Source organism: Aureimonas sp. Leaf427 (genome assembly GCF_001425485.1).
GTDB lineage: Bacteria > Pseudomonadota > Alphaproteobacteria > Rhizobiales > Rhizobiaceae > Plantimonas.
On the sequence record NZ_LMQW01000034.1, the window covers coordinates 21252 to 41789 of the forward strand.

Here is a 20538-nt window from a genome sequence, read left to right on the forward strand (position 1 = left end):
GCGGTCAGGCGCCGACCGGCGCCTGCTCGTGCTCGGCCGGCGAAACCATGGCGGCGATCACGCCCTGGAGCGTCACGCGGCCGAGCGGCTTGCCCGCGGCGTCCACGATGCGGGCGGCGGAGACGCCGTGGCGGGTCATGGCGCGCGCGGCCTCCTCGATGACGGCGCCGGTTTCGATCGCGGGGCCGTCGATGCCGGCCTCGCCCGGCTCCATGATCGTCTGAACCTCGATGACGCGCCCCCGGTTCACCTCGCGCACGAAGGACTGGATGTAGTCGTCGGCCGGCTTCAGCACGATCTCCTGGCCCGTTCCCTGCTGCACGATCTCGCCGTCGCGCAGGATCGCGATGCGGTCGCCGAGCCGCAGGGCCTCGTCGAGGTCGTGGGTGATGAAGACGATCGTCTTCTGCAACTCCTCCTGCAGATCGAGGAGAACGCTCTGCATGTCGCTGCGGATCAGCGGATCGAGGGCGGAGAAGGCCTCGTCCATCAGGAGGATGTCCGCATTCGTCGCGAGCGCGCGGGCCAAGCCCACCCGCTGCTGCATGCCGCCCGAAAGCTGCGCGGGATAGCGGTCCTCGTAGCCTTTCAGGCCGACGCGTTCGATCCAGCGATGGGCGGAAGCGCGCTGCTTGTCGGCTGCGACGCCCTGGATGGCGAGGCCGTAGACGACATTGTCGTAGATCGTCTTGTGCGGCAGAAGGCCGAAGCGCTGGAAGACCATGGAGATCTTGTGGCGGCGCAGGTCGCGCAGCTTGCCCGGCGACATGGCGAGGACGTTCTCGCCGTCGATCACGATCTCGCCGCCGCTCGGCTCGATCAGCCGGTTGATGTGGCGGATCAGGGTCGACTTGCCGGAGCCGGACAGGCCCATGACGACCTGGATGCCGCCCTTCGGCATGTCGATGTTGATGTCCTTCAGGCCGAGGACATGGCGATGCTCCGACAGAAGCTCCGCCTTGCCCATGCCGGCGCGCACGGCCGCAACGAGCTCCCGGTCGCGGGCGCCGAAGATCTTGTAGAGCGAGCGGATGCGGATCGCGGGCTCAACCATGGGCGGCCTCTCGATGACGCTGGAGGCGCTTGCCGAAGGCCTGGCTGGCGCGGTCGAAGATGATGGCGATGGCGACGATGGCCATGCCGTTCATGACGCCTTGCGTGAAGTACTGGTTCTGGATCGCCTGGAGAACGGGCTGGCCGAGGCCGCGCACGCCGATCAGCGAGGCGACGACGACCATGGCGAGCGCCATCATGATCGTCTGGTTGATGCCGGCCATGATGGTCGGCAGCGAGAGCGGCAGCTGGACCTGGAAGAGGCGCTGGCTGCCGGAGGCGCCGAAGGCGTCGGCGGCCTCCATGACCTCCTTGTCGACCAGGCGGATGCCGAGATTGGTCAGACGGATGATCGGCGGCATCGCGTAGATCACGACGACGATCAGGCCCGGAATGATGCCGATGCCGAGCAGCATCACGATCGGGATGAGATAGACGAAGGAGGGCATGGTCTGCATCACGTCGAGGATCGGCGCGACCACGGCCTGCACCCGATCCGACTTCGCCATGACGATCCCGATGGGCAGGCCGACGACGATCGACATCAGCGTCGAGACCACGATGATCGACAGCGTCTGCATCGTCGGCTCCCACATGCCTAGAATGCCGATGGCGAGCATGGCCGCGAAGGTTCCGATCGTGATCCGGAGCGAGCGGCTCGCGAACCAGACGATGGCGGTGATGACGAGGAGGACGATGGGCCAGGGCGTGCCGAGAAGGAGCTTCTCGAACCAGAGAAGGAAATCGAGAAGCGGCCGGAAGATCGCTTCGATCGTATCACCCCAGCTGCGGGAGAACTGGCGATACTGCCCGTCGATGGTGCGGGCGACATCGCGCAGCGTGCCGCGGTCGATGGCGGGAAACCGCACCAGCCAGTCCGGCAACGAGGACCGGAAAAACTCCGTCAATGCGTTCAAGCGCCGCTTCCCCGATGCCGCCCCCGGCCGTTTCTATCGAGGTCCGCCCGGCCGCGAAGGGCAGGCGAACCGATGGTGCAGGATCTCGATTCAGCGGGGCATCAGAGCCCGGCCTTCACCTTTTCCGCGATCTCGGGCGAGACCCATTTCGTCCACATCTCGGGCTGGGTCTTCAGGAAGTGCTCGGCCGTGTCCTCGCCGTTCGGGTCCTGGTTCTCTTCCTTCCAGGCCAGCAGCTTGTTGACCGTGGCATTGTCCCAGGCGCGCGTCTTGAAATACTCGGCGGCGCCGGGCGAGCGCTCCGCCACGGCCGGGGTCAGCATGGTGAAGACCTCGGTCTTGGTCCAGGCATTGACCTTGGGATCGGTGCAGTCGGCGACCGAGGTGCAGCGCTTCCACTCCGCCTCGTCGAAGGTCGTGTCGAAGCCGAGGCGCGTCATGTCGTATTTGCCGAGGATCGGGGTCGGCGCCCAGTAGTAGCCGAGCCAGGACTTCTTGTCCTCGTAGGCCTTGGCGATGGAGCTGTCGAGGCCGGCGCCGGAGCCCGTATCGACCAGCGTGAAGCCCAGCTTGTCGCCGTCATAGGCCTTGTAGAAATTGGCCGTCGTGATCTGGCAGCCCCAGCCGGACGGGCAGTTGTGCACGGCGCCCTTCGAGGGATCTTCCGCGGAGGGGAAGAGCTCGGGATGGGCGAGGGCGTCCTTAATCGTCTTGATGTCGGGATGTTCCTTGGCGAAGTAGGTCGGCACCCACCAGCCCTCGACGCCGCCATCCGTCAGGCTTTCCGCGCCGTAGAGGATGCGGCCTTCCTTCACCGCCGCGTCGATCTGGTCGCGAAACTGGTTCACCCACATTTCCGGGGCAACGTCCGGCTGGGCCTTCTCGGTCATCGAGGCGAAGGTCGGCATCGTGTCGCCGGGAACGATCTCCGCTTCGCAGCCGAAGCCCTTTTCGAGGATGATCTGATCGACCCGTGCCAGTACCTGCGCCGAGGCCCAGTTCATGTCGGCGATGGTGAGCTTGCCGCAGCTGTCCTGGGCAGAGGCCGAGCCGGCGCCCGCAAGACACGCGGCAAAGATCACAGTGGAGGCAAGTAACGATTTCACGAGGCGCACCTTTCGAGTCTTCTCAACAGGGGAAAAGTCAAGTCGTACCGTCGCCGGCTGCGAGCCAGCGAAGTCTAGGGGATCGATTGGCGACCGGAGCCGAGGAATAAGCTCTGTCTGCACTCGTATCGGGAAAGCTAACCCGTTGCTAAAACGATTCCAACCACTTTCGGATGGAGCCCTGACGATGAGGCACTTCTGTCCAGACATTCGCGCAATCGCGACGCCTTCTGGTCCTTTCGCGACCTTGCCATGATGTTTGGATGAAATGTCGGGGAGAATTCGGGGCGTGGGCGCCAGAGGCGCGCCGGAGAACCGGGGCGGGGCACAAGAGGGTGTTATCCGCTCGGTAACCATTCCTTGCGATAAACGACATGCGACCTGCTGGCGCCCACCCCGGAAAAGGTTTTGCGTCCCGGGGTGACGCCATCGCGCCGAGCAAGACTGTTACGGTCGATCGAAACCGTGGAGCAAGATGCGGTCTAAGGATCGCCGCCGTCTGCAGCGGTCCTGTCACCCGACGCGTGCATGCAATGTAGCCCGCGGGTCACGCTTCTCCCACGTCACTCGCGTCAGTTGGCGGCCGGCAGCGCTTCCAGGATCTGCGACGGGCGAAACGGCTTGGCGACGAAGGGAATGCCGGCAAACGCCTTCGGCACCGCCCGCGACGTGCTGGACACGAAGCAGAAGGGCGTCTCGCGCTGCATCAGTTCCGCGGCGATCCCGTAGGACCGGTTGTGGTCGTGGCCGATATTGATGTCGAGCAGAGCGAAATCGACGCCGGTCTCCAGAAGCCGACGTGCCGAGTCGATCGAAGCCGCGAGGACGCACTCCACGCCAGCCTTGCCGGACGTCACGATATCTTCCAGGTCGATCGCGATGATCGGCTCGTCTTCCAGGATCAAGACACGCATGGGTGGCCCCTTCTCTCGCAAGATCAATGCGGAGCCGGGAACGAGGTTGCAATCTCGCCACAAAGTTTGAATCAAACAGCCTTCTAATGCGGCTCGCGGCGTTGCCGGTCGACGAGGCGGAGGCCGACGTCGTTCGTCCCGGCGGCCTGCCCTATCAGGCGGAAACGGATGTGCGATCGAGCGCGATTGCCGCCGGCGGTGCGGGCAGGCGAAAGCGGGTCAGGACCTCGGCCGCGATGCGATCGGCCGGCATCGGCTTGCCGAAATGGTAGCCCTGCAACTGGTCGCAGCCGAGATCGCTGAGGAAGGCGGCCTGCTCGGCGGTCTCCACGCCCTCCGCCGTGACCTTCATGTGCATCTGCTTGGCCAGCGAGACGATGGTGCCGACGATTTCACGGATGTTCGCCTCGCCCTGGTCGAAGGCGACCATGAAGGACTGGTCGATCTTCAGCTTGTCGAAGGGGAAGCGCCAGAGATAGCCGAGCGAGGAGTAGCCGGTGCCGAAATCGTCCATGTCGATGGAGATGCCCAGCGCCTTCAGGCCTTTCAGCTGGCCGAGGATATCGCCCGTCCGCTCCAGGAGAAGCGATTCCACGACCTCGATCTCGAGGCGGCTTCCCGGAATGCCGGCGGCTGCGAGCGCGTCTTCCACGGTTTTCACGAGCTGGCCGTCGCGGAACTGGACCGCGGACAGGTTGACGGAGACGAAGAGCTCCTTCGGCCAGAGCGCCGCCTGCCGGGCGGCTTCCTCGATGACCCAGCTGCCCATGGCCTTGATGTAGCCGCGGCTTTCGGCGATCGGCACGAAGGTGCCGGGCGAGATGTGGCCGCCCTTGCCGTCCGGCATTCGGATCAGCGCCTCGAAGCCGAGAAGGCGCGTGCCCCCGCCGTCCACGATCGGCTGATAGAAAAGCTCGAACCCGTCGTTTTCGACGGCGGCCCGAACCTTGCTCTCGATCTCGCGGCGATGATGCGTCGCCTCGTCCATATGCGGCTCGAACAGCGTGAAGCTGCCGGACTTCAGGTCCTTCTGATGCGAATGGGCGACTTCGGCATGTTTGGAAAGCTCGCCATAGGTCCGGCCGTCCTTCGGCAGGCAGGCGACGCCGATGGAGATCTGCGGCTGGATCGTCTTGCCCTTCAGCTCCAGCGGCTCCCGGACCGCTCGCTTCATCCGCTCGACGAGCTCGGCGAGCTCCTCCTGACCGCCCATGCGGCGGTGGAGGAGGAGGAAATCGTCGGCACCGATCCGGGCCAGGAGATCGGAGCGATCGACGACGGCCGACAGCCTCTGGGCGACGACGCGCAGAAGTTCGTCGCCCTGCGCGACGCCGACCTCGTCGTTGATGTCGGACAGCCCGTCGATATCGATGTAGCAGAAGGCCATGTCCTCGCGCGTGGCGCGGCTGGTGGCGATCACGCGCTCGCATTCCTGCTTCATCCGCGTGCGGTTCAGAAGATGCGTCAGCGGGTCCTGGTTGGCGAGAAAGGCGATGCGATCGTCGGCGTCCGCCATCCGGCGCTGGCGGCGGATGAAGAGAAGGGCGGGAAGGCCCGTCGCCGCCACCAGCGTCGCGATCAGCCAGAGCGAGGAATGCGCGAGGGCCGTCGTATAGGCGTTCCGGTCGGCGGTGAGGTCGGCGACGATGGACACGTAGCCCATCGTGCGGCCGTCGCGCACCAGCGGCGTCACGACCGAGGCGTTGGCCTTTCCGTCGTCGTAGACGATCTGCCAGTCCCCGGTCCGCTGCAGGATGGCGGGCGATAGACGGTCGCCGGCGCCGATACCGCCCGGCCGGTCGCGCAGGAGCCATTCATAGCGATCCGACCGCGTGCTGAAGGCGGTCTCGCCCTTGGCGTCGAAGATGATGAAGCTGTCGATATTGGCCAGGCTCGCGACGCGGCGCATCGTGACCTCGGCGTCGGGATCGCGCGAAATGCCCGTGATGAAGGCGCCGACGCGATCGCCGTCGAGGAGCAGGTCGGCGAAGTTCCGTCCCTTCGCCTTCATCGAATTCTCGACGAGGCTGCCCACCGTGTCGTGGCTGATGTTCAAGACGTTGAGCACGACGAAGCCGAGGATGACTCCGCCGCCGAGACATGTCGCCCAATATCGTTTCGCTGTGTTCAGCATGGCTACTTCGTCTTGGAACCCGCTCCACGACTAGGCCACGAAGGTAAATAAAGCATCTGATTCACAACGACTTGTCGACATCTAGTGCAGGTTGTGCGCGAAGGCGGATCGGTCGGTCCAGGTTGTCGTTGTCGCGATCGACGGCTTCGGCACCGCTCCGGGAGTCCGCGCTGGAGAATCGGACTGGGTTCGGTGTCCGCATCCTCGTCTCCGCTGGCCGTCGACCGCGTCGGTCGCTTCGCTTTAAGGTTTGATGAAAGTCGATCTTAGACTTCGCGGTCCGGTCGTAGCGAAATCATGGCATCTGCGTGGCATCCTCATCGAGCTTTCCCGAATGGCTGGAGATGTCGATGCGTAAAATGCTTGCCACGATCGCGATGACCGCCGCCCTCTTCACGGCCGGGCTCGGCGCCGCCGAGGCCAAGGCGGTTCTCGTCGCGGACGTGAACATCTCCACCCAGACGATGACCGTCTCCTACAGCGGCCGGGTCGTCGAGCGCTGGAAGGTCTCGACCGCCGGCCGTGGCTACTCGACGCCGACCGGCGCCTACAGCCCGACCCGCATGCACAAGATGTGGTACTCCAAGAAGTACGACAATTCGCCGATGCCCTATTCGATCTTCTTCCGCGGCGGCTACGCCATCCATGGAACGGGCTCGATCAAGCGTCTGGGCACGCCGGCCTCGCATGGCTGCGTGCGGCTGCATCCCTCGAACGCCGCCAAGCTCTTCGCGCTGGTCAAGCAGGCCGGCGAGGAGAACACGCGGATCGTCATCAACCGCTGAGGCGCGGCCGATCGGTCCTCACGGATCGAGGCGGCTGCTCACATCTGCCAGCGCCGGTGGAACCACATCCACTGCTCGGGATGCTCGCGGACCCAGCCTTCGACGACGTCGTTCAGCATCTGGCAGCTGGCCGCGACGTCGATCGCGCCCGCCGCGTCGCGCGGCAGCTCCAGCCTCGGCTTCAGTTCCAGGCGATAGCGTCCGTTCGGCAGCCGGATGGAGCGGGCGGGATAGATCTCGCAGTCGAACTGGCGGGCGAGCTTGGGCAGCAGCGGATTGGTCCGGCAGGGCCGGCCGAAGAAGGTCGTGGCGACGCCCTTCTTGAACTTCTGGTCGACCAGCATGCCGACCGCGCCGCCGCGCTCCAGCGTGCCGACCAGGGCCCAGGCGGCGCCGGCCTTGGAGGGTACGAGATGGCCGCCGCTCGTGCGGCGCGTCGCCAGAATCTCGCGCGCGATGTAGCGGTTGTTCGGCTGGCGGAAGAGGGCGGTGACCTCCAGCCCGAACGTCGCCGCGCAGATCGGCAGAAGCTCGAAACAGCCAAGATGGCCGGTGAAGAAGACGAAGGGCCCCTTGCGCTCGCGAAGCTCGGCGAAGATCTCTGCGCCCTCCACCTCGACGATCCCGGCATCGGGTCGTTCGGGATCGAAGTCGAAGATTTCGTCGAGATAGACGTATTCCGCCGCCAGCCGCGACATCTGCTCCCAGTTGGCGCGCGCGGTGGCGTCGATCCAGGCCGCGTCCTTTTCCGGATAGGCGAGGCGGAGGTTCTCGATCGCCAGCTTGTGGCGCGGCGTCAGCGGCCCGAGCGTGCGCCCGACGGCGGCGGCGATCGAAAGCCCCGCGCGCGCCGGGAAGAGGCGCAGAAGCCGCAGGAGAAGGAAGAGCGTCTGCGCGACGACGAAGTCGCTGGCCTTGCGCCAGCGCTTCCAGGCCTTGGCGTAGCGAAGGTTCATGCCACGGCTACGGCGTGCTCGGATGCCGCCGGCTTGTCGAGGTTCAGGATGATCTTGCCGAAGACCTGACGCCCTTCCATGCGCCGAAGCGCCACGTCGAGCCCGTCGAACCCGATCTCGGTGTCGATCACCGGCTTGACGAGGCCGCGCGCCATCTTCTGCATCGCGTCTGCCATGTTCTCCATCCGGCAGCCGAACGAGCCGATCAGGCGCAACTGCTGCTGGAAGAGCATCATCAGGTTGATCTCGGCGGAGACGCCGGAGGTCGAGCCGCAGGTGACGAGCCGGCCGCCGCGCTTCAGCGAGAACATGGAGCCGACGATCGTGTCCTTGCCGACATGCTCGAAGACGACGTCGACGCCGCGCTTCTTCGTGATCTTGCGCACGACGCCTTCGAAACGGTCGCTGCGGTAGTTGATGACGTGGTCGGCGCCGAGAGCGCGGGCGCCCTCGATCTTCTCGTCAGACCCGACCGTCGCGATCACCGTCGCGCCATGGCGTTTGGCGAGCTGGATCGCGGCCGTGCCGATGCCCGAACCGCCGGCATGGACGAGGATCGTCTCGCCGGGTTCCAGCTTGGCATTGTCGAACAGCATGTGCTCGACCGTGCCGAAGGTCACGGGCGCGAGCGCGGCGCCGACGGCGTCGCAGCCGGGCGGGGCCGGCACGAGCTGGCGCGCGGGCAGGTTCACGTAGTCCTGTGCGAAGCCGTCGAGATGGAACCCGTGGACCCCCGAGACGTGTTCGCAGAGATTGTCGCGCCCCTCGCGGCAGGGCTTGCAGAGCCCGCAGGTGCGCGCGCCGTAGATCGAGACGAGCTGGCCGGGCAGGACGTTCGCGACGCCGGGCCCGAGCGCCTCGACGACGCCGGAGGCTTCCGCGCCGATCGTCAGCGGCAGCTTGCGCTTGGCGAACGCCATGCCGCGCCAGCCCCAGACGTCGATATGATTGAGTGCCACGACCTTGATGCGCACGCGCGCCTCGCCGGGGCCCGGAGCCGGGGGCTCGGCAATATCGACTTGGCGAAGGTCGCGGTCGCCGAGAAGCTGCAATGCGCGCATGATGTCCGTCCTAAAAGTTCAGGCGCGCTCTTAGCGCGGTTCGCGCCCGAGGACGAGGCTGACATTCTGGCCGCCGAAGCCGAAGGAGTTCGACAGCACGGCCCGCACGTCCGCCTCGCGCTTCACGTTCGGCACGGTGTCGAGCGAGATGGCGGGGTCGGGGACCTCGTAGTTGATGGTGGGCGGCAGCAGGCCGTCGCGCATGGTGAGGATCGAGAACACCGCCTCGATCGCGCCCGCCGCCGTCAGCGTGTGGCCGATCATCGACTTGTTCGAGGAGATCGGGACGTTTCTGATGTGCTCGCCGAAGACGGCGGTGAGGCCGCCCGCCTCCATGCGGTCGTTTTCCGGCGTCGAAGTGCCGTGGGCGTTGACGTAGGAAATGTCCTCCGGCGTCAGGCCGGCATCGTCCAGGCCGCGCCGGATCGTCGCGATGATGGGCGAGCCGTCCGGCTTGGAGCGCGTGCGGTGGAAATCGTCCGCCTTCTCGCCGACGCCATGCACGATGCCGAGCACCGTCGCGCCGCGGGATCTGGCCGATTCCAGCGATTCCAGCACGAGCGCGGCGGCGCCTTCCGCAAGCACGAAGCCGTCGCGGTCCTTGGAGAAGGGGCGGGAGGCCCGGGTCGGGTCCTCGTTGTTCGTCGAGAGCGCCGAGAGCAGCGAAAAGCGGATCAGAGCCTCCGCCCCGACCGAGCCGTCGGTGCCGATGGACAGAGCGCGCTCGGTCTCGCCGCGGCGGATCGCCTCGACCCCGAGCTGGATCGCGCTCGCGCCCGAAGCGCAGGCCGTCGACAGCGTCACCGGCAGGCCGCGCGTGCCCAGGCGGTCGGCAAGCCGGTCCGAGATATTGCCGAAGAGCGTCTGGCGATACATGCCGGGATCGCGGTTCTGGCGCACGAGTTCGAGCAGGCGGTCGTAGCCGGCTTCCTCGCGCGCCTCGCCCGGCAGCTGGTCCAGCGCGAAACGGTGCTGCCATTCCAGCTCGACCGGCGGCGCGGCCAGAAAGAGCGGGCCGCCGAAGGCCGTGTCGTAGCCGGCCATGCGCACGGCCTCGAGCCCGGCCGATTCGGCGAGCGCATAGGACAGATCGATCGCCGAAGTCGCGGGATCGCCCATGAAATCGACCGTGCCGGCGATCGTCGTGCGCATGTTCTCGGTGGAGAAGCGCGTGATGCGGTGGATGCCGGAGCGCCCCGCCGTCAGCGCCGCCCAATTGTCCTCGACGCCTTGGCCGAGCGAGGAGACGAGCCCGATGCCCGTCACCGCGACGATCGGCCGGCCGTGCGTGTCGGTCATGCGCATGTCGTCAAACCTCCGAAGCGTGTCCGCCAAGAGCGCTGAGAACGCAGACGCCTTCGGCCTGAACGTGGCCGACCGTCGTGACGAGCGCCGTCTGCGGGGTGAAGCGGACCTGATTCTCGACGCGGCCGTCGAAGGGCGGCAGGCCCTGGCGCCGGGCGAGCGCGGCCGCCGCCAGCGCGACGCCCGCCGTGAACTGCGCCTCGAAGGACTGGCCGAGCAACGTTCCGTAGCTGCGCAGGGCCGCTTCCGGGAAATGCCGGCGCAGGACGTCGCGCTCGGTCTCCGACAGATCGGCGATGCCGGTCGCCCCGGACAGGATGAGGAGGTCGGTGTCGCTGAGGCCCGTATCCGCGATCAGCTGGTCGAGGCGGGCTTCGAGCGAGGCTCGGTCGCGCGCGCCGCGATCGCCGAAGACGCCGTCGAGCCGCGCATAGGCGGCCGAGCCGCGCGCGGCCGCGTGGCTGGCCGATTCCAGAACGAGGAAGGCGCCGACGCTCCCGACCGTGAAGCCGTCCGCCTCGGCCGTGCGGCCGAAGACCGGGCTCCAGGAATCCTTCAGGAGGAAGCCGCCCAGTTCGAAGTTCGTCAGGAGATCCTTGCGCTCGGCCGAGAAGGCGCCGCCCACGAGGCAGATGCCGCTTTGGCCGGAGCGGATGCGCGCCGCCGCGGTCGCCACCGCCGAGATGCCCGCGCCTTCTTCGCCCATGAAGGTGCGCGAGGAGCCCGTCACCTTGTGGACGATGGAGATGTTGCCGGCGAGAAGGTTGGAGAGCTGCGCGAGAAAGAGCGTCGGCCGCAATTCGGTCGAGAGCAGCTCGTTCACCACGGCCTGCGGGTCGGCGAGGCCCCGCGCGCGGCTCATCACCAGCGCGTCCACCGTCTGGTCGCGCTCGCCGCCGCCGGCGGCCACGATCATGTCGACCCCGGCTCGCGTCTCCTCGTCGGGCGCGACGCCGGCATCGGCAAGAGCCAGACCCGCGGCATAGGTGCCGAGCTTCTGCCAGGTCTCCATCTGGCGCTGATCGCCCTTCTTGGGGATCTGCTGCGACCAGTCGATCGGGGGCAGGGGATGCACGAAATAGGGGGCGAAGCGATCCGCCTCGATTTCCGGCTGCGGCACGGCGCTGCCGGTCAGGCGGTCGAGATGCGCCTCGATGCCCTCGCCCAGCGAGGACACGAGGCCGATCCCGGTGATAAGCACGTCCTCGACGCGGTCGGTCATGAAGCTTCCAGCGATGTGCGGGTGGCCGATGGGCGGCGAACCCTTTGCAAGACCGCCCCTTCGGCCGATCGGCGGACCGGTTCGGCGGGAACCGGCCTCTTCTTACGGATGGTCGTCAGAGCCGCCCGAACGTTCGTTCGACGCGAGCGGCCCCACGCCTCAAGGGGTGACGCCGGCCGTTTTGGCGGCGCGCAGCTCGTCGATCTGGGCGCAGAGGTTCTTGAGGACGAAGTATTCCTCCGTCGCCGCCTCGCCGTCGTTGACACGCTGGGTCCACTTTTCCAGCGGGATCTTGATGCCGAATTCCTTGTCGATCGCGAAGACGATGTCGAGGAAGTCGAGCGAGTCGATGCCGAGATCGTCGATCGTGTGGCTTTCCGGCGTGATCTGCTCGCGGTCGATTTCGCTCGTTTCGGCGATGATGTCGGCCACGCGGTCGAAGGTCGAAGACAATGGACGCCCCTTAAAACTCCGGCATCGCGGCCGGCTTGCCAGCGGACCACGATGCGTCTTATTTCCCGCACCTATAGGAGCTTGCCGACGAAAAGCAAATTGGCCTGTGCACTGCCGTCGTCCCGTCCCAACGTTCGACGGGGTGAAATCGGGGTCGATCTTCGGACGCCGTTTGCATAAGTCCAATGGCTTAAAGCCTCTTCGCTCCTCGGAGGGAAGAGGCTCGGCGCTCCATGGCCTCGAAGGACAGCCCGTGACGTTCTCCTCGCAGTCCCGCTTCGCCGTGGCGCCGATGATCGATTGGACCGATCGCCACTGTCGATTCTTCCACCGCCAGCTGACGGGCCGCGCGCTGCTCTACACCGAGATGGTCGTGGCCGATGCGATCCTTCACGGCGACCGCGACCGCCTGCTCGGCTTCGACCCGGCCGAGCATCCGATCGCCCTGCAGATCGGCGGTTCCGATCCCGACAAGCTCGCGCGCGCAGCGCGGATCGGCGCCGAATACGGCTATGACGAGATCAACCTCAACGTCGGCTGCCCGTCCGATCGGGTGCAGTCGGGAGCCTTCGGCGCCTGCCTGATGCGCGAGCCGCGCCTCGTCGGGGACTGCCTCCAGGCGATGCGCGAGGCGGTGTCGGTGCCGGTGACGGTGAAATGCCGGATCGGGGTGGACGAGCAGGACCCGGAGCCGGCCCTCGACGAGCTGGCCGACGCGGCCGTTTCCGCCGGCGTCTCCGGCATCTGGGTCCATGCGCGCAAGGCCTGGCTCCAGGGCCTCAGCCCGAAGGAGAATCGCGACATCCCGCCGCTCGACTACGGTCGCGTTTTCCGCCTGAAGGCGCGGTTGCCGGACATGTTCGTCGGCCTCAACGGCGGCCTTGCGACGCTGGACGAGGCCGTCGCCTGCCTCGACCGGGTGGATGGCGTGATGATGGGGCGGGGCGCCTACCAGATGCCGGGCCAGCTCGCAGAGGTCGATGCGCGCGTCTACGGCGAGCCGGAGGCACCCGTCGATCTCGTGGCCGTCGTCGAGCGGATGGCGGCCTATGCCGAGCGCCATATCGCGGCGGGCGGGCGGCTCGTCCATGTCGCGCGGCATATGACGGGGCTGTTCACCGGCCTTCCCGGCGCGCGGCGCTGGCGCCAGACGCTGTCCGATGCCGGAAGCCGGCGCGACGCGGGACCGGAGCTGTTCCGCGAGGCTCTCTCCTTCGTCGATCTTAGCGCCGAGCCGCGCGCGGCCTGAAAGCTCAGTCGGTCAGAATCAGCCGGTTGCCGCGAAACTCGAAGGAGGAGAGCTGGCCGAGGAAGCTCATGCCGAGCAGCCCGAGACCCTCGCCCTCCTGCTCCATGACGGCGGCCGGCACGTTGCGGCGAACGATCTCGCCGATGCGCACCTCGTCGAGCCGGATCATCGCGGCCCGCGCGATGCCGTTGGCTGTCGAGACGCGGGCCGTGAAGGCGCCGTCGCCGGGATCGAGGTTCATCGAGCGGGCGGTCGCCCGGTCGAGCGCGATCATGCTGGCGCCGGTGTCAACGAGGAAGGACAGAGACCGGCCGTTCACCTCCGCCTGGACGTGGAAGTGGTCGTCGCCGGCCCGCACGACGGCCACCTGCCGCCCGTCGGAGCCGGACAGAGCGATGGCATGGCCGGGGATCAGCTCGGCGATAATCCGGTCGCGCACTTCCCCGAACTCGCCGCGAAAGGCGTAGAGCCCGATGAGCACGACGAAGGCGAGCGCCCAGATCGCCGCGTTCCGCGCCATGCCGCGCGCGTCCCGGCGGAAGGCGAAGAGAGCGCCCGCCGCGATCACCGAACCCCAGATGCCGAGATAGAAGATCTGCCCGGCCTCGTCCGAACTCAGCCCGGCGATTCGGCCGCCGTCGTTCCAAAGGTCGTTGCCGACGAGGACGAGACCGGCGAGGGCGATGAGCCCGAGGACGACGAACAATCCGCCACTACCGCGCATCCGCGTCAGGCTCCTGCCATCGGAGAGGCCGCGAGTCGGCCGGGCAGGAGGTCCATCAGCGCCCGGCGCTCCGCGTCGCTATAGCCGAGCCAGCCCGCGATCTCCTCGCCCGTCCGCCCGCAGCCGATGCAGATGCCGCGCTTGGGATCGATGATGCAGGTCTTGTTGCAGGGCGAAAGGGTCGGCATGGGGCTCCGGTATCGGTCGGGGTCGAACCGGAGTTAGGTGGCCGCGCCGCCGGAGACAAGCGTCTTCGGCCTCAGTCCTCGCCCTGGAAGGCGTGCATGACTTCGAGCACGCGGGCATGGGGGAAGATCGCGAGCGCCTGCGTGCCGACGCGCAGCTTCGAGGTCAGGACGAACTCGCCGTCGTGCATCTCCATCAGCGCCTGCACGATGGGAAGGCCGAGGCCGGCGCCCTGTTCGGCGCTCTTGATGGCGATCGTGCCCTGGCCAAAGGAGGAGAGGACGATCGGGATCTCCTCCTCGGGAATGCCCGGACCATTATCGAAGACGCCGACATACTGCCCGCCGCCCGCCGTCCAGCCGACCTTGATGACGATCTCGCCGCCGGGCGGGGTGAACTTCACGGCGTTGGAGAGAAGGTTGAGAATGATCTGGCGCACGGAGCGCTCGTCGGCCCAGAGCTGAGGCAGGTTCTGCTCGAACTGCGCCTGGAGCTTGATCTCCTTGGCCTGCGCCTTCAGCTGCACGAGGCCGAGACATTCGCGCCCGAGCCGCGTCAGCTCCACCGCCTCCTCGTTCAGCGTATAGCGCCCGGCCTCGACGCGGCTGAGGTCGAGGATCTCGTTGATGAGGTTCAGGAGATGCTGGCCGGAGGAGTGGATGTCGCCGACATAGTCCTTGTAGGTGGGATTGCCGACGGGGCCGAGAATCTCGTTCGAGATAACCTCGGAGAAGCCGAGAATGGCGTTGAGCGGCGTGCGCAGCTCGTGGCTCATCGTCGCGAGAAAGCGGGACTTGGCGAGATTGGCCTCCTCGGCGCGATGCCGGGCCTCCTCGGAAATGATGCGCGCCGTGTCGAGTTCGGCGATCAGCTCGTCCTTTTCCGCCTGATGCGTCAGGCGCTCGGCGGCGATGCGGCGCAGATGCTCGGCGACGAGCGCGAAGAAGGGCACGGCGCCGACGATGATCGCATCCATCGCCATCGCCACGGGATCGGCGGTTCCGATCATGCGGTAGGCGAGGACGAGGACGAGCGGCGCGAAGGCGACGGCGACGACGCTGCGCAGCGTGAAGGAGACCATGGCCGTCAGCGCGACGGCGAGAAGCAGGGTCGAGAACTGGAAGACCTCGAAGCGCAGCGGTCCGCAATCGGCGCAGTCGAGCCCGGCGAAGACCGCCCAGCCGAGCCCCGCCGCCGCATGGCCGCCGAGAAAGACGCGGCGCCAGAGCTGCGAGTCGAACTCCGTCGGCCCGATTTCGGAAAAGCGCTTGGTCAGCGCGAAGAGGAAGATGTAGCAGGCCATGGCCACCGCGCCCCAGGCGACCGCGGTGTTCATGCCGACGAAGGTCGAAAGGCCGAAGCTCGTCAGGAAGAGCGGCAGCGGCATGGTGGCCGCCGCCATTCGGACGGCGAGCGCATGCTGGATCAGGAGCTCGCGATCGAAGCGCGGCAGCAGTCCACGCCGCGAGGTCAGCCGCTCGCGCGCACCTTGCAGCACCTTCGCGAGCTCGACATTGCGCTGTGGGCGCCGTCGCTCGACGATGGTCTTGTCGTAGGAGGATGGAGCGGCAAGCGACATGGACGAGCGATCGACGGCCTTTGGCGGGGGTACGGAACGCCGCGATCATGTTGCGAGAAGCTTAATGAATTGGCTTAAGGAAGAGGAAAAATCGAGACACCGCGCGCTGGGCCGAAGGCTTGCGGGACGTCGGAACGAACGGCAGACTCCGGCGAAAGGTCTGCTATAGGGGTGGACGAAGACCCTCGGAAGGCGACGAACAGATGGACCGTTTGGACAAGAAGATTCTCCGGCTCCTGCAGGAGGACGCGACGCTCGCCGTCGCCGATATCGCCAAGCGCGTCGGCCTGTCGACGACGCCCTGCTGGCGGCGCATCCAGAAGCTGGAGGAGGAGGGGGTCATCCGCGCGCGCGTCGCCGTGCTCGATCCCGCCCGGATCAACCTGCGCGTCACGGTCTTCGTCTCGATTCGCACCAACTCGCATTCCACCGAATGGCTGAAGCGCTTTTCGGAGGTGGTCGGCGACTTTCCCGAGGTCGTCGAGTTCTATCGGATGAGCGGGGACGTCGATTATCTCCTGCGCGTCGTCGTGCCCGACATCGGCGCCTACGACGCCTTCTACAAACGGCTGATCGCGCGGATCGAGATCCGCGACGTCTCTTCCTCCTTCGCGATGGAGCAGATCAAGTACACGACCGAAATGCCGCTCGACTACATCGTCCTGGAGAAGGAGCCGCGCGAGACCTGAGAGGGCTCGCGCGGCTTTGCGCCGTCAGCGCTCCAGTCGCGCCATGAGCGAGGACGTGTCCCAGCGCTTGCCGCCCATGGCCTCGATCTCGGCATAGAACTGGTCGACGAGCGCGGTGACGGGCAGCGAGGCGCCGTTGCGGCGGGCCTCGGCGAGGCAGATGCCGAGGTCCTTGCGCATCCATTCGACCGCGAAGCCGAAATCGTAGCGCTGCTCGATCATCGTCTTGTGGCGATTGTCCATCTGCCAGGAGCCGGCGGCGCCCTTGGAGATGACGCCGACGACCGTCTTGAGGTCGAGCCCGGCCTTGCGCCCGAAGCTCATGGCCTCCGAAAGACCCTGCACGAGCCCTGCGATGGCGATCTGGTTCATCATCTTGGCGAGCTGGCCGGACCCGGCCTCGCCCATGCGCCCGACCATCCGCGCATAGGCGGAGATCACCGGTTCGGCCCTATCGAAATCGCCTTGCGCGCCACCGACCATGACGGTGAGCTGCCCGTTCTCCGCGCCGGCCTGTCCGCCGGAGACGGGCGCGTCGAGAAAGGCGAGACCGCGCTCCCGGGCGGCCGCGTCCAGCTCGCGGGCGAGTTCGGCGGAGGCGGTCGTGTTGTCGATCAGCGTCGCGCCCGGCTTCATGCCAGCCATGGCGCCGTCCGGCCCGAGCACGACCTGGCGCACGTCGTCGTCGTTGCCGACGCAGGTGAAGACGAAGTCGGCGCCCTCCGCCGCCTCGCGCGGCGTCGCCGCGGCGCGCCCGCCGAAGGCCGCGGCCCATCGGTCGGCCTTTTCCGCCGAGCGGTTGAAGACCGAGACCTCGTGGCCGCCCTTGGTCTTCAGATGGCCCGCCATGGGATAGCCCATGACCCCGAGCCCGATGAATGCGACCTTCGCCATGCTCTCGTCTCCCGATGCGCTGCCGCTCCTCGCGGCGTCAGCGCTTGAGGTGACGGATCAGGCGGCGTTCGGCAAGGGCGGTAAGATTGCGCAGGACCTCGACGATCGCGAGATAGAAGAGCGCGGCGTAGATATAGGTCTGGAAGTCGAAGCTGCGCGAATAGGCCCGCCGCGTCTCGCCCATGAGATCGAAGACCGTGATGATGGCGACGATCGCGGAGGCCTTGATCATCAGGATGATCTCGTTGGCATAGGGGCGAAGCGCCACGATCATGGCCTGCGGCAGGATCACCTTCCAGAAGATCACCGGACGGGACAGGCCGAGCGAGCGGGCGCCTTCCCACTGGCCGCGCGGAACGCTCTCGATCGCGCCGCGCAGGATCTCGGCCTGATAGGCCGCCGTGTTCAGCGCCAGCGAGAAGACGGCGCAGTACCAGGCCTCGCGGAAGAACCACCAGAGCCCCACCGCCTCGAACTGCGGACGGAACTGGCCGAAGCCGTAATAGACGAGAAAGATCTGCGCGATCAGCGGCGTGCCGCGGAAGAAGTAGACGAAGACGAAGGACGCCCCGCGCGCGACCGCATTCTTCGACCGCCGCCCGATGGCGACCGGCAGCGACACGACGGCGCCGACGACGAAGGCGGTAAGCACCAGCGTCACCGTCGTTCCGAGGCCGCTGAGATAGGCGAACCCGTAGCGCTGGATCAGGGACGGGTTGAAGGAGGAGACGAGGTAGAAGACCAGCCCCGCGAAGACGAGCGCCCAGAAGCCGAGAGCGATGGCGCCGCCGGTCGAGACGCGTCGGCGGGCCACGGGCGGCGGGGCGAGGCTCATCGCACGGCTCCGCGCTTCGTCCAGCGGTCGATTCGGCCGATGACGACGGAGGAGAGCATGGTGAGGACGAGATAGAGTCCGCAGGCGACGCCGAAGAAGAGGAAGGGCTGGCGCGTCACGCGCGCGGCGACGTCGGCCTGCCGCAGCGTGTCGACGAGGCCGATCACGGAGACGAGCGCGGTGTCCTTCAGGAGGTTCATCCAGAGATTGGCGAGGCCCGGCAGCGCGATCCGGATGAGCTGCGGCACGATGACGAGCAGCATGATGCGCCAGCGCGACAGGCCAAGCGCCATGGCGCCTTCGGTCTGGCCGAGGGGGATCGCCCGAAAGGCGGAGAGGAAGACTTCGCTGGCGAAGGCGGAGAAGACGAAGCCGAGCGCGATCATGCCGGCGACGAAGGGCGGGATAGAAACGCCGGGCAGGCCGATCGCGCCAAGCGCCGCGTTGATGGCGGGCGGCGCGCCGTAATAGACGAGGAAGAGCGTCAGAAGCTCCGGCAGGCCGCGAAAGATCGTCGTGTAGATGTCGGCAGAGATGCTGAGCGCCCGGTCGCCGGACTGTTTGGCGAGCGCCATCAGGAAGCCGACGACGAGGCCGATCGGCAAGGTGGCGAGCGCGAGCGTGATCGTGACGAGAACGCCCGCCAGGATGTCGTCGCCCCATCCGGTCTCGCCGAAGCCGAGCAGGGTCAGATCCCCGCTCAACGGCCGGACCGTCCGATGGTGCGGAGCGTCGAGAGCGGGACGAAGCCGATAAGCGGTCGCCGGTGCGGGTTGAGGACGGCGGGAATGGCGGGCGACCCTTGATCGGAACAGGACGGCGTCTGGCCATCATCCCGCCGGGCCGAGCGCGGCGGGATGATGGATGCGGAGTTTATTTGCCGTAGACGTCGAAGTCGAAATACTTGTCCTGAATCGTCTTGTAGGTGCCGTTCGAGCGAATCGCGACGATCGCATCGTCGAAAAGCTTCTTCAGCTTGTCGTCGCCCTTGCGAAGGCCGACGCCGACGCCGCGGCCATAGATCACGGGATCGGCGGGGAGGGTGCCGAGGATCTTGCAGCAGGCGCCATCCGGGGATTTGACCCATTCCGTCAGAACGACGACGTCGTCCATCACGGCGTCGACGCGACCATTGCCGATGTCGAGCTTGTACTCCTCGGCGGTCGGATAGATCTTCACGTCGGAGTCCGGGAAGAGCGCCTCGGCGGCCTGCGAGTGCGTCGTGCCCGTCTGGGCGCCGATCGCCTTTCCGGCCAGGGCTTCCTTCGTCGCGGCCGTGATCGTGGAATCCTTCGGCACGGCGATGGCCGGGGGCGTCTGGTAGTATTTGTTGGAGAAGGCGATCTGCTCCTCGCGCTCGGGCGTGATCGACATGGAGGCGACGATCGCGTCGAAGTTGCCGTTCTGAAGCGCCGGGATGATGCCGTCCCAGTTCTGCGTGACGAAGGTGCATTCGACCTTCATCTCGGTGCAGAGCGCCTTGGCGATATCGACGTCGAAGCCCTGCAGCTCGCCGGAGGCGGAGAGGAAGTTGAAGGGCGGATAGGCGCCTTCGGTGCCGATGACCACTTTCGACCAGTCCTTGGACGAGTCGTCGGCAAGCGCCGGCCCGGAGGCGAGCGAAAGAGCCGCGACGGCAACGGCAAGGAATTGGGCTGGACGCATGAGGAACTCCGGGGGTTGGGCTGGCCGGCCATAACGCCTCAGCGTTGGGCATGCCTCTTATCCGAGCGATACTCACCCCGTTTCGCGTCGAAGCGCAACAGGAGTCCGGCTGGAAGCCGTTGTTTTCAACCGGATGCCAGACGGCGTTCGGCGTCGGCGAGATCGGCCGGCGTGTTCACGTTGAAGAACGGATCGTCGCCTTCGATCTCGACCGCCTCGAAGCCGGTGCGATCGAGATAGAGGCGGATCGCATGTTTCTCCGGCGCATCGAGAAAGGCGGAGAGACCTGCAAGGGATTCGACCGGCCAAAGCGCGACCGCCGGCTGAAGGCGACCTGCATGGCGGGCGACGCGCGGAAGGCCGCCCGGCGCTTCGAGAAGCGGCCGCAAAACGGCGGATGACAGGAAGGGCGTGTCTCCGGGCAGGACCAGGAGATGCGTCGCGTCTGCCGCTTCCAGGAGGCCCGAGCGAGCGGCCGCCTCGATGCCCGCGAGAGGCCCGGGAAATCCCGGCCGCGCATCGGGAACGAGCGGCAGGCCGAAAGGCTCGAAGCCGGTTCCCTCGCCGGCATTCAAGAGGGTCGGCCGCACACCCGCCGGGATGGCGTCGAGGACATGATCGAGCAGCATGCGTCCGCGAAGGGCGACGAGAGGCTTCGGAACCGAAGCGCCGAGCCGCGAACCGCGCCCGCCCGCGAGGATCAGCGCGGCGATCCTCATCGCCGTCCATCGCCTGCAAGGACAGTTCGTCCAACGATCGGGAAAAGCTTAACGAATGGCTTTAGGGAACACGAAGTCGGTACGTGCATCGT

At 66.8% G+C, this 20538-nt stretch carries 21 protein-coding genes; 3 read left to right on the forward strand and 18 right to left on the reverse strand.

Annotated features, from left to right (window positions below; translation table 11 throughout):
- Positions 1-4 precede the first annotated feature (4 nt).
- The 5 genes from ASG62_RS16200 to ASG62_RS16220 form a co-directional block, all read right to left on the reverse strand.
- Complete coding sequence (locus ASG62_RS16200; RefSeq protein WP_056693252.1) at positions 5-1054, reverse strand: quaternary amine ABC transporter ATP-binding protein; 1050 nt, start codon at positions 1052-1054, stop codon at positions 5-7.
- Complete coding sequence (locus ASG62_RS16205; protein ID WP_056693941.1) at positions 1047-1937, reverse strand: ABC transporter permease; 891 nt, start codon at positions 1935-1937, stop codon at positions 1047-1049. The genes ASG62_RS16200 and ASG62_RS16205 overlap by 8 nt, the downstream gene beginning before the upstream one ends.
- Positions 1938-2071: 134 nt before the next feature.
- The gene (locus ASG62_RS16210) at positions 2072-3076 is read right to left on the reverse strand and encodes an ABC transporter substrate-binding protein (RefSeq protein ID WP_056693943.1); all 1005 of its coding nucleotides are present in this window, start codon (positions 3074-3076) and stop codon (positions 2072-2074) included.
- 572 nt (positions 3077-3648) lie between these two features.
- A complete protein-coding gene (locus ASG62_RS16215) occupies positions 3649-3990 on the reverse strand; it encodes a response regulator (RefSeq protein WP_056693254.1) in 342 nt (113 codons plus the stop codon).
- Positions 3991-4144: 154 nt separating this feature from the next.
- Entirely contained in the window at positions 4145-6124 is a 1980-nt protein-coding gene (locus ASG62_RS16220; RefSeq protein ID WP_244487536.1) for a putative bifunctional diguanylate cyclase/phosphodiesterase, read from the reverse strand.
- A 350-nt stretch (positions 6125-6474) separates the two neighbouring features.
- Here ASG62_RS16220 and ASG62_RS16225 point away from each other — a divergent pair, with 350 nt between their 5' ends.
- The gene (locus tag ASG62_RS16225; RefSeq protein ID WP_056693949.1) at positions 6475-6909 is read left to right on the forward strand and encodes a L,D-transpeptidase; all 435 of its coding nucleotides are present in this window, start codon (positions 6475-6477) and stop codon (positions 6907-6909) included.
- A gap of 38 nt (positions 6910-6947) precedes the next feature.
- Here ASG62_RS16225 and ASG62_RS16230 read toward each other — a convergent pair whose 3' ends face one another.
- The 5 genes from ASG62_RS16230 to ASG62_RS16250 all read right to left on the reverse strand — a co-directional run bounded on the left by ASG62_RS16230 (position 6948) and on the right by ASG62_RS16250 (position 11906).
- Positions 6948-7865, reverse strand: coding sequence for a lipid A biosynthesis lauroyl acyltransferase (locus ASG62_RS16230; RefSeq protein ID WP_056693256.1), 918 nt, complete (start codon positions 7863-7865; stop codon positions 6948-6950).
- Entirely contained in the window at positions 7862-8926 is a 1065-nt protein-coding gene (locus tag ASG62_RS16235; RefSeq protein ID WP_056693259.1) for a zinc-binding dehydrogenase, read from the reverse strand. The genes ASG62_RS16230 and ASG62_RS16235 overlap by 4 nt, the downstream gene beginning before the upstream one ends.
- A gap of 30 nt (positions 8927-8956) precedes the next feature.
- The gene (locus ASG62_RS16240; protein WP_156382201.1) at positions 8957-10231 is read right to left on the reverse strand and encodes a beta-ketoacyl-ACP synthase; all 1275 of its coding nucleotides are present in this window, start codon (positions 10229-10231) and stop codon (positions 8957-8959) included.
- A 4-nt stretch (positions 10232-10235) separates the two neighbouring features.
- Positions 10236-11453, reverse strand: coding sequence for a beta-ketoacyl-ACP synthase (locus tag ASG62_RS16245; protein ID WP_056693261.1), 1218 nt, complete (start codon positions 11451-11453; stop codon positions 10236-10238).
- Between the two features lie 159 nt (positions 11454-11612).
- Positions 11613-11906, reverse strand: coding sequence for an acyl carrier protein (locus ASG62_RS16250; RefSeq protein ID WP_056693264.1), 294 nt, complete (start codon positions 11904-11906; stop codon positions 11613-11615).
- 292 nt (positions 11907-12198) lie between these two features.
- On the opposite strand from ASG62_RS16250, the gene dusA reads away from it, so the two are divergent.
- Entirely contained in the window at positions 12199-13155 is a 957-nt protein-coding gene (gene dusA / locus ASG62_RS16255; RefSeq protein WP_056693954.1) for a tRNA dihydrouridine(20/20a) synthase DusA, read from the forward strand.
- Between the two features lie 4 nt (positions 13156-13159).
- On the opposite strand, the gene ASG62_RS16260 is transcribed toward dusA, so the two are convergent.
- From ASG62_RS16260 to ASG62_RS16270, 3 genes are all read right to left on the reverse strand, one after another.
- Entirely contained in the window at positions 13160-13879 is a 720-nt protein-coding gene (locus ASG62_RS16260) for a TIGR02281 family clan AA aspartic protease (RefSeq protein ID WP_156382202.1), read from the reverse strand.
- A gap of 5 nt (positions 13880-13884) precedes the next feature.
- Entirely contained in the window at positions 13885-14067 is a 183-nt protein-coding gene (locus tag ASG62_RS26630; protein WP_056693270.1) for a DUF1289 domain-containing protein, read from the reverse strand.
- Between the two features lie 71 nt (positions 14068-14138).
- Positions 14139-15644 (reverse strand): ATP-binding protein, encoded by a 1506-nt coding sequence (locus tag ASG62_RS16270; protein ID WP_056693271.1) that lies wholly within the window; start codon positions 15642-15644, stop codon positions 14139-14141.
- Positions 15645-15847: 203 nt separating this feature from the next.
- Here ASG62_RS16270 and ASG62_RS16275 point away from each other — a divergent pair, with 203 nt between their 5' ends.
- Complete coding sequence (locus ASG62_RS16275; protein WP_056693272.1) at positions 15848-16333, forward strand: Lrp/AsnC family transcriptional regulator; 486 nt, start codon at positions 15848-15850, stop codon at positions 16331-16333.
- Between the two features lie 24 nt (positions 16334-16357).
- Here the strand turns inward: ASG62_RS16275 and ASG62_RS16280 are convergent, their stop codons facing one another.
- From ASG62_RS16280 to ASG62_RS16300, 5 genes are all read right to left on the reverse strand, one after another.
- Positions 16358-17227, reverse strand: coding sequence for an NAD(P)-dependent oxidoreductase (locus ASG62_RS16280; RefSeq protein WP_056693281.1), 870 nt, complete (start codon positions 17225-17227; stop codon positions 16358-16360).
- Between the two features lie 37 nt (positions 17228-17264).
- Complete coding sequence (locus tag ASG62_RS16285) at positions 17265-18062, reverse strand: ABC transporter permease (RefSeq protein ID WP_082537120.1); 798 nt, start codon at positions 18060-18062, stop codon at positions 17265-17267.
- A complete protein-coding gene (locus ASG62_RS16290; protein WP_056693284.1) occupies positions 18059-18766 on the reverse strand; it encodes an ABC transporter permease in 708 nt (235 codons plus the stop codon). Before ASG62_RS16290 ends, ASG62_RS16285 begins: the two co-directional genes overlap by 4 nt.
- 169 nt (positions 18767-18935) lie before the next feature.
- Positions 18936-19727, reverse strand: a complete 792-nt coding sequence (locus tag ASG62_RS16295) for a lysine/arginine/ornithine ABC transporter substrate-binding protein (RefSeq protein WP_056693287.1) — start codon at positions 19725-19727, stop codon at positions 18936-18938.
- A 125-nt stretch (positions 19728-19852) separates the two neighbouring features.
- Entirely contained in the window at positions 19853-20446 is a 594-nt protein-coding gene (locus ASG62_RS16300) for a molybdenum cofactor guanylyltransferase (protein WP_056693288.1), read from the reverse strand.
- Positions 20447-20538 lie beyond the last annotated feature (92 nt).

Bases quoted from the DNA above. Each gene is read 5' to 3' on its own strand.
- ASG62_RS16245 (WP_056693261.1), bottom strand. From the start codon at position 11,453: ATGACCGACCGCGTCGAGGACGTGCTTATCACCGGGATCGGCCTCGTG.
- ASG62_RS26630 (WP_056693270.1), bottom strand. From the start codon at position 14,067: ATGCCGACCCTTTCGCCCTGCAACAAGACCTGCATCATCGATCCCAAG.
- ASG62_RS16225 (WP_056693949.1), top strand. From the start codon at position 6,475: ATGCGTAAAATGCTTGCCACGATCGCGATGACCGCCGCCCTCTTCACG.
- ASG62_RS16240 (WP_156382201.1), bottom strand. From the start codon at position 10,231: ATGCGCATGACCGACACGCACGGCCGGCCGATCGTCGCGGTGACGGGC.
- ASG62_RS16285 (WP_082537120.1), bottom strand. From the start codon at position 18,062: ATGAGCCTCGCCCCGCCGCCCGTGGCCCGCCGACGCGTCTCGACCGGC.
- ASG62_RS16235 (WP_056693259.1), bottom strand. From the start codon at position 8,926: ATGCGCGCATTGCAGCTTCTCGGCGACCGCGACCTTCGCCAAGTCGAT.
- ASG62_RS16300 (WP_056693288.1), bottom strand. From the start codon at position 20,446: ATGAGGATCGCCGCGCTGATCCTCGCGGGCGGGCGCGGTTCGCGGCTC.
- ASG62_RS16220 (WP_244487536.1), bottom strand. From the start codon at position 6,124: ATGCTGAACACAGCGAAACGATATTGGGCGACATGTCTCGGCGGCGGA.
- ASG62_RS16295 (WP_056693287.1), bottom strand. From the start codon at position 19,727: ATGCGTCCAGCCCAATTCCTTGCCGTTGCCGTCGCGGCTCTTTCGCTC.
- ASG62_RS16275 (WP_056693272.1), top strand. From the start codon at position 15,848: ATGGACCGTTTGGACAAGAAGATTCTCCGGCTCCTGCAGGAGGACGCG.
- ASG62_RS16230 (WP_056693256.1), bottom strand. From the start codon at position 7,865: ATGAACCTTCGCTACGCCAAGGCCTGGAAGCGCTGGCGCAAGGCCAGC.
- dusA (WP_056693954.1), top strand. From the start codon at position 12,199: ATGATCGATTGGACCGATCGCCACTGTCGATTCTTCCACCGCCAGCTG.
- ASG62_RS16200 (WP_056693252.1), bottom strand. From the start codon at position 1,054: ATGGTTGAGCCCGCGATCCGCATCCGCTCGCTCTACAAGATCTTCGGC.
- ASG62_RS16260 (WP_156382202.1), bottom strand. From the start codon at position 13,879: ATGCGCGGTAGTGGCGGATTGTTCGTCGTCCTCGGGCTCATCGCCCTC.
- ASG62_RS16215 (WP_056693254.1), bottom strand. From the start codon at position 3,990: ATGCGTGTCTTGATCCTGGAAGACGAGCCGATCATCGCGATCGACCTG.
- ASG62_RS16270 (WP_056693271.1), bottom strand. From the start codon at position 15,644: ATGTCGCTTGCCGCTCCATCCTCCTACGACAAGACCATCGTCGAGCGA.
- ASG62_RS16280 (WP_056693281.1), bottom strand. From the start codon at position 17,227: ATGGCGAAGGTCGCATTCATCGGGCTCGGGGTCATGGGCTATCCCATG.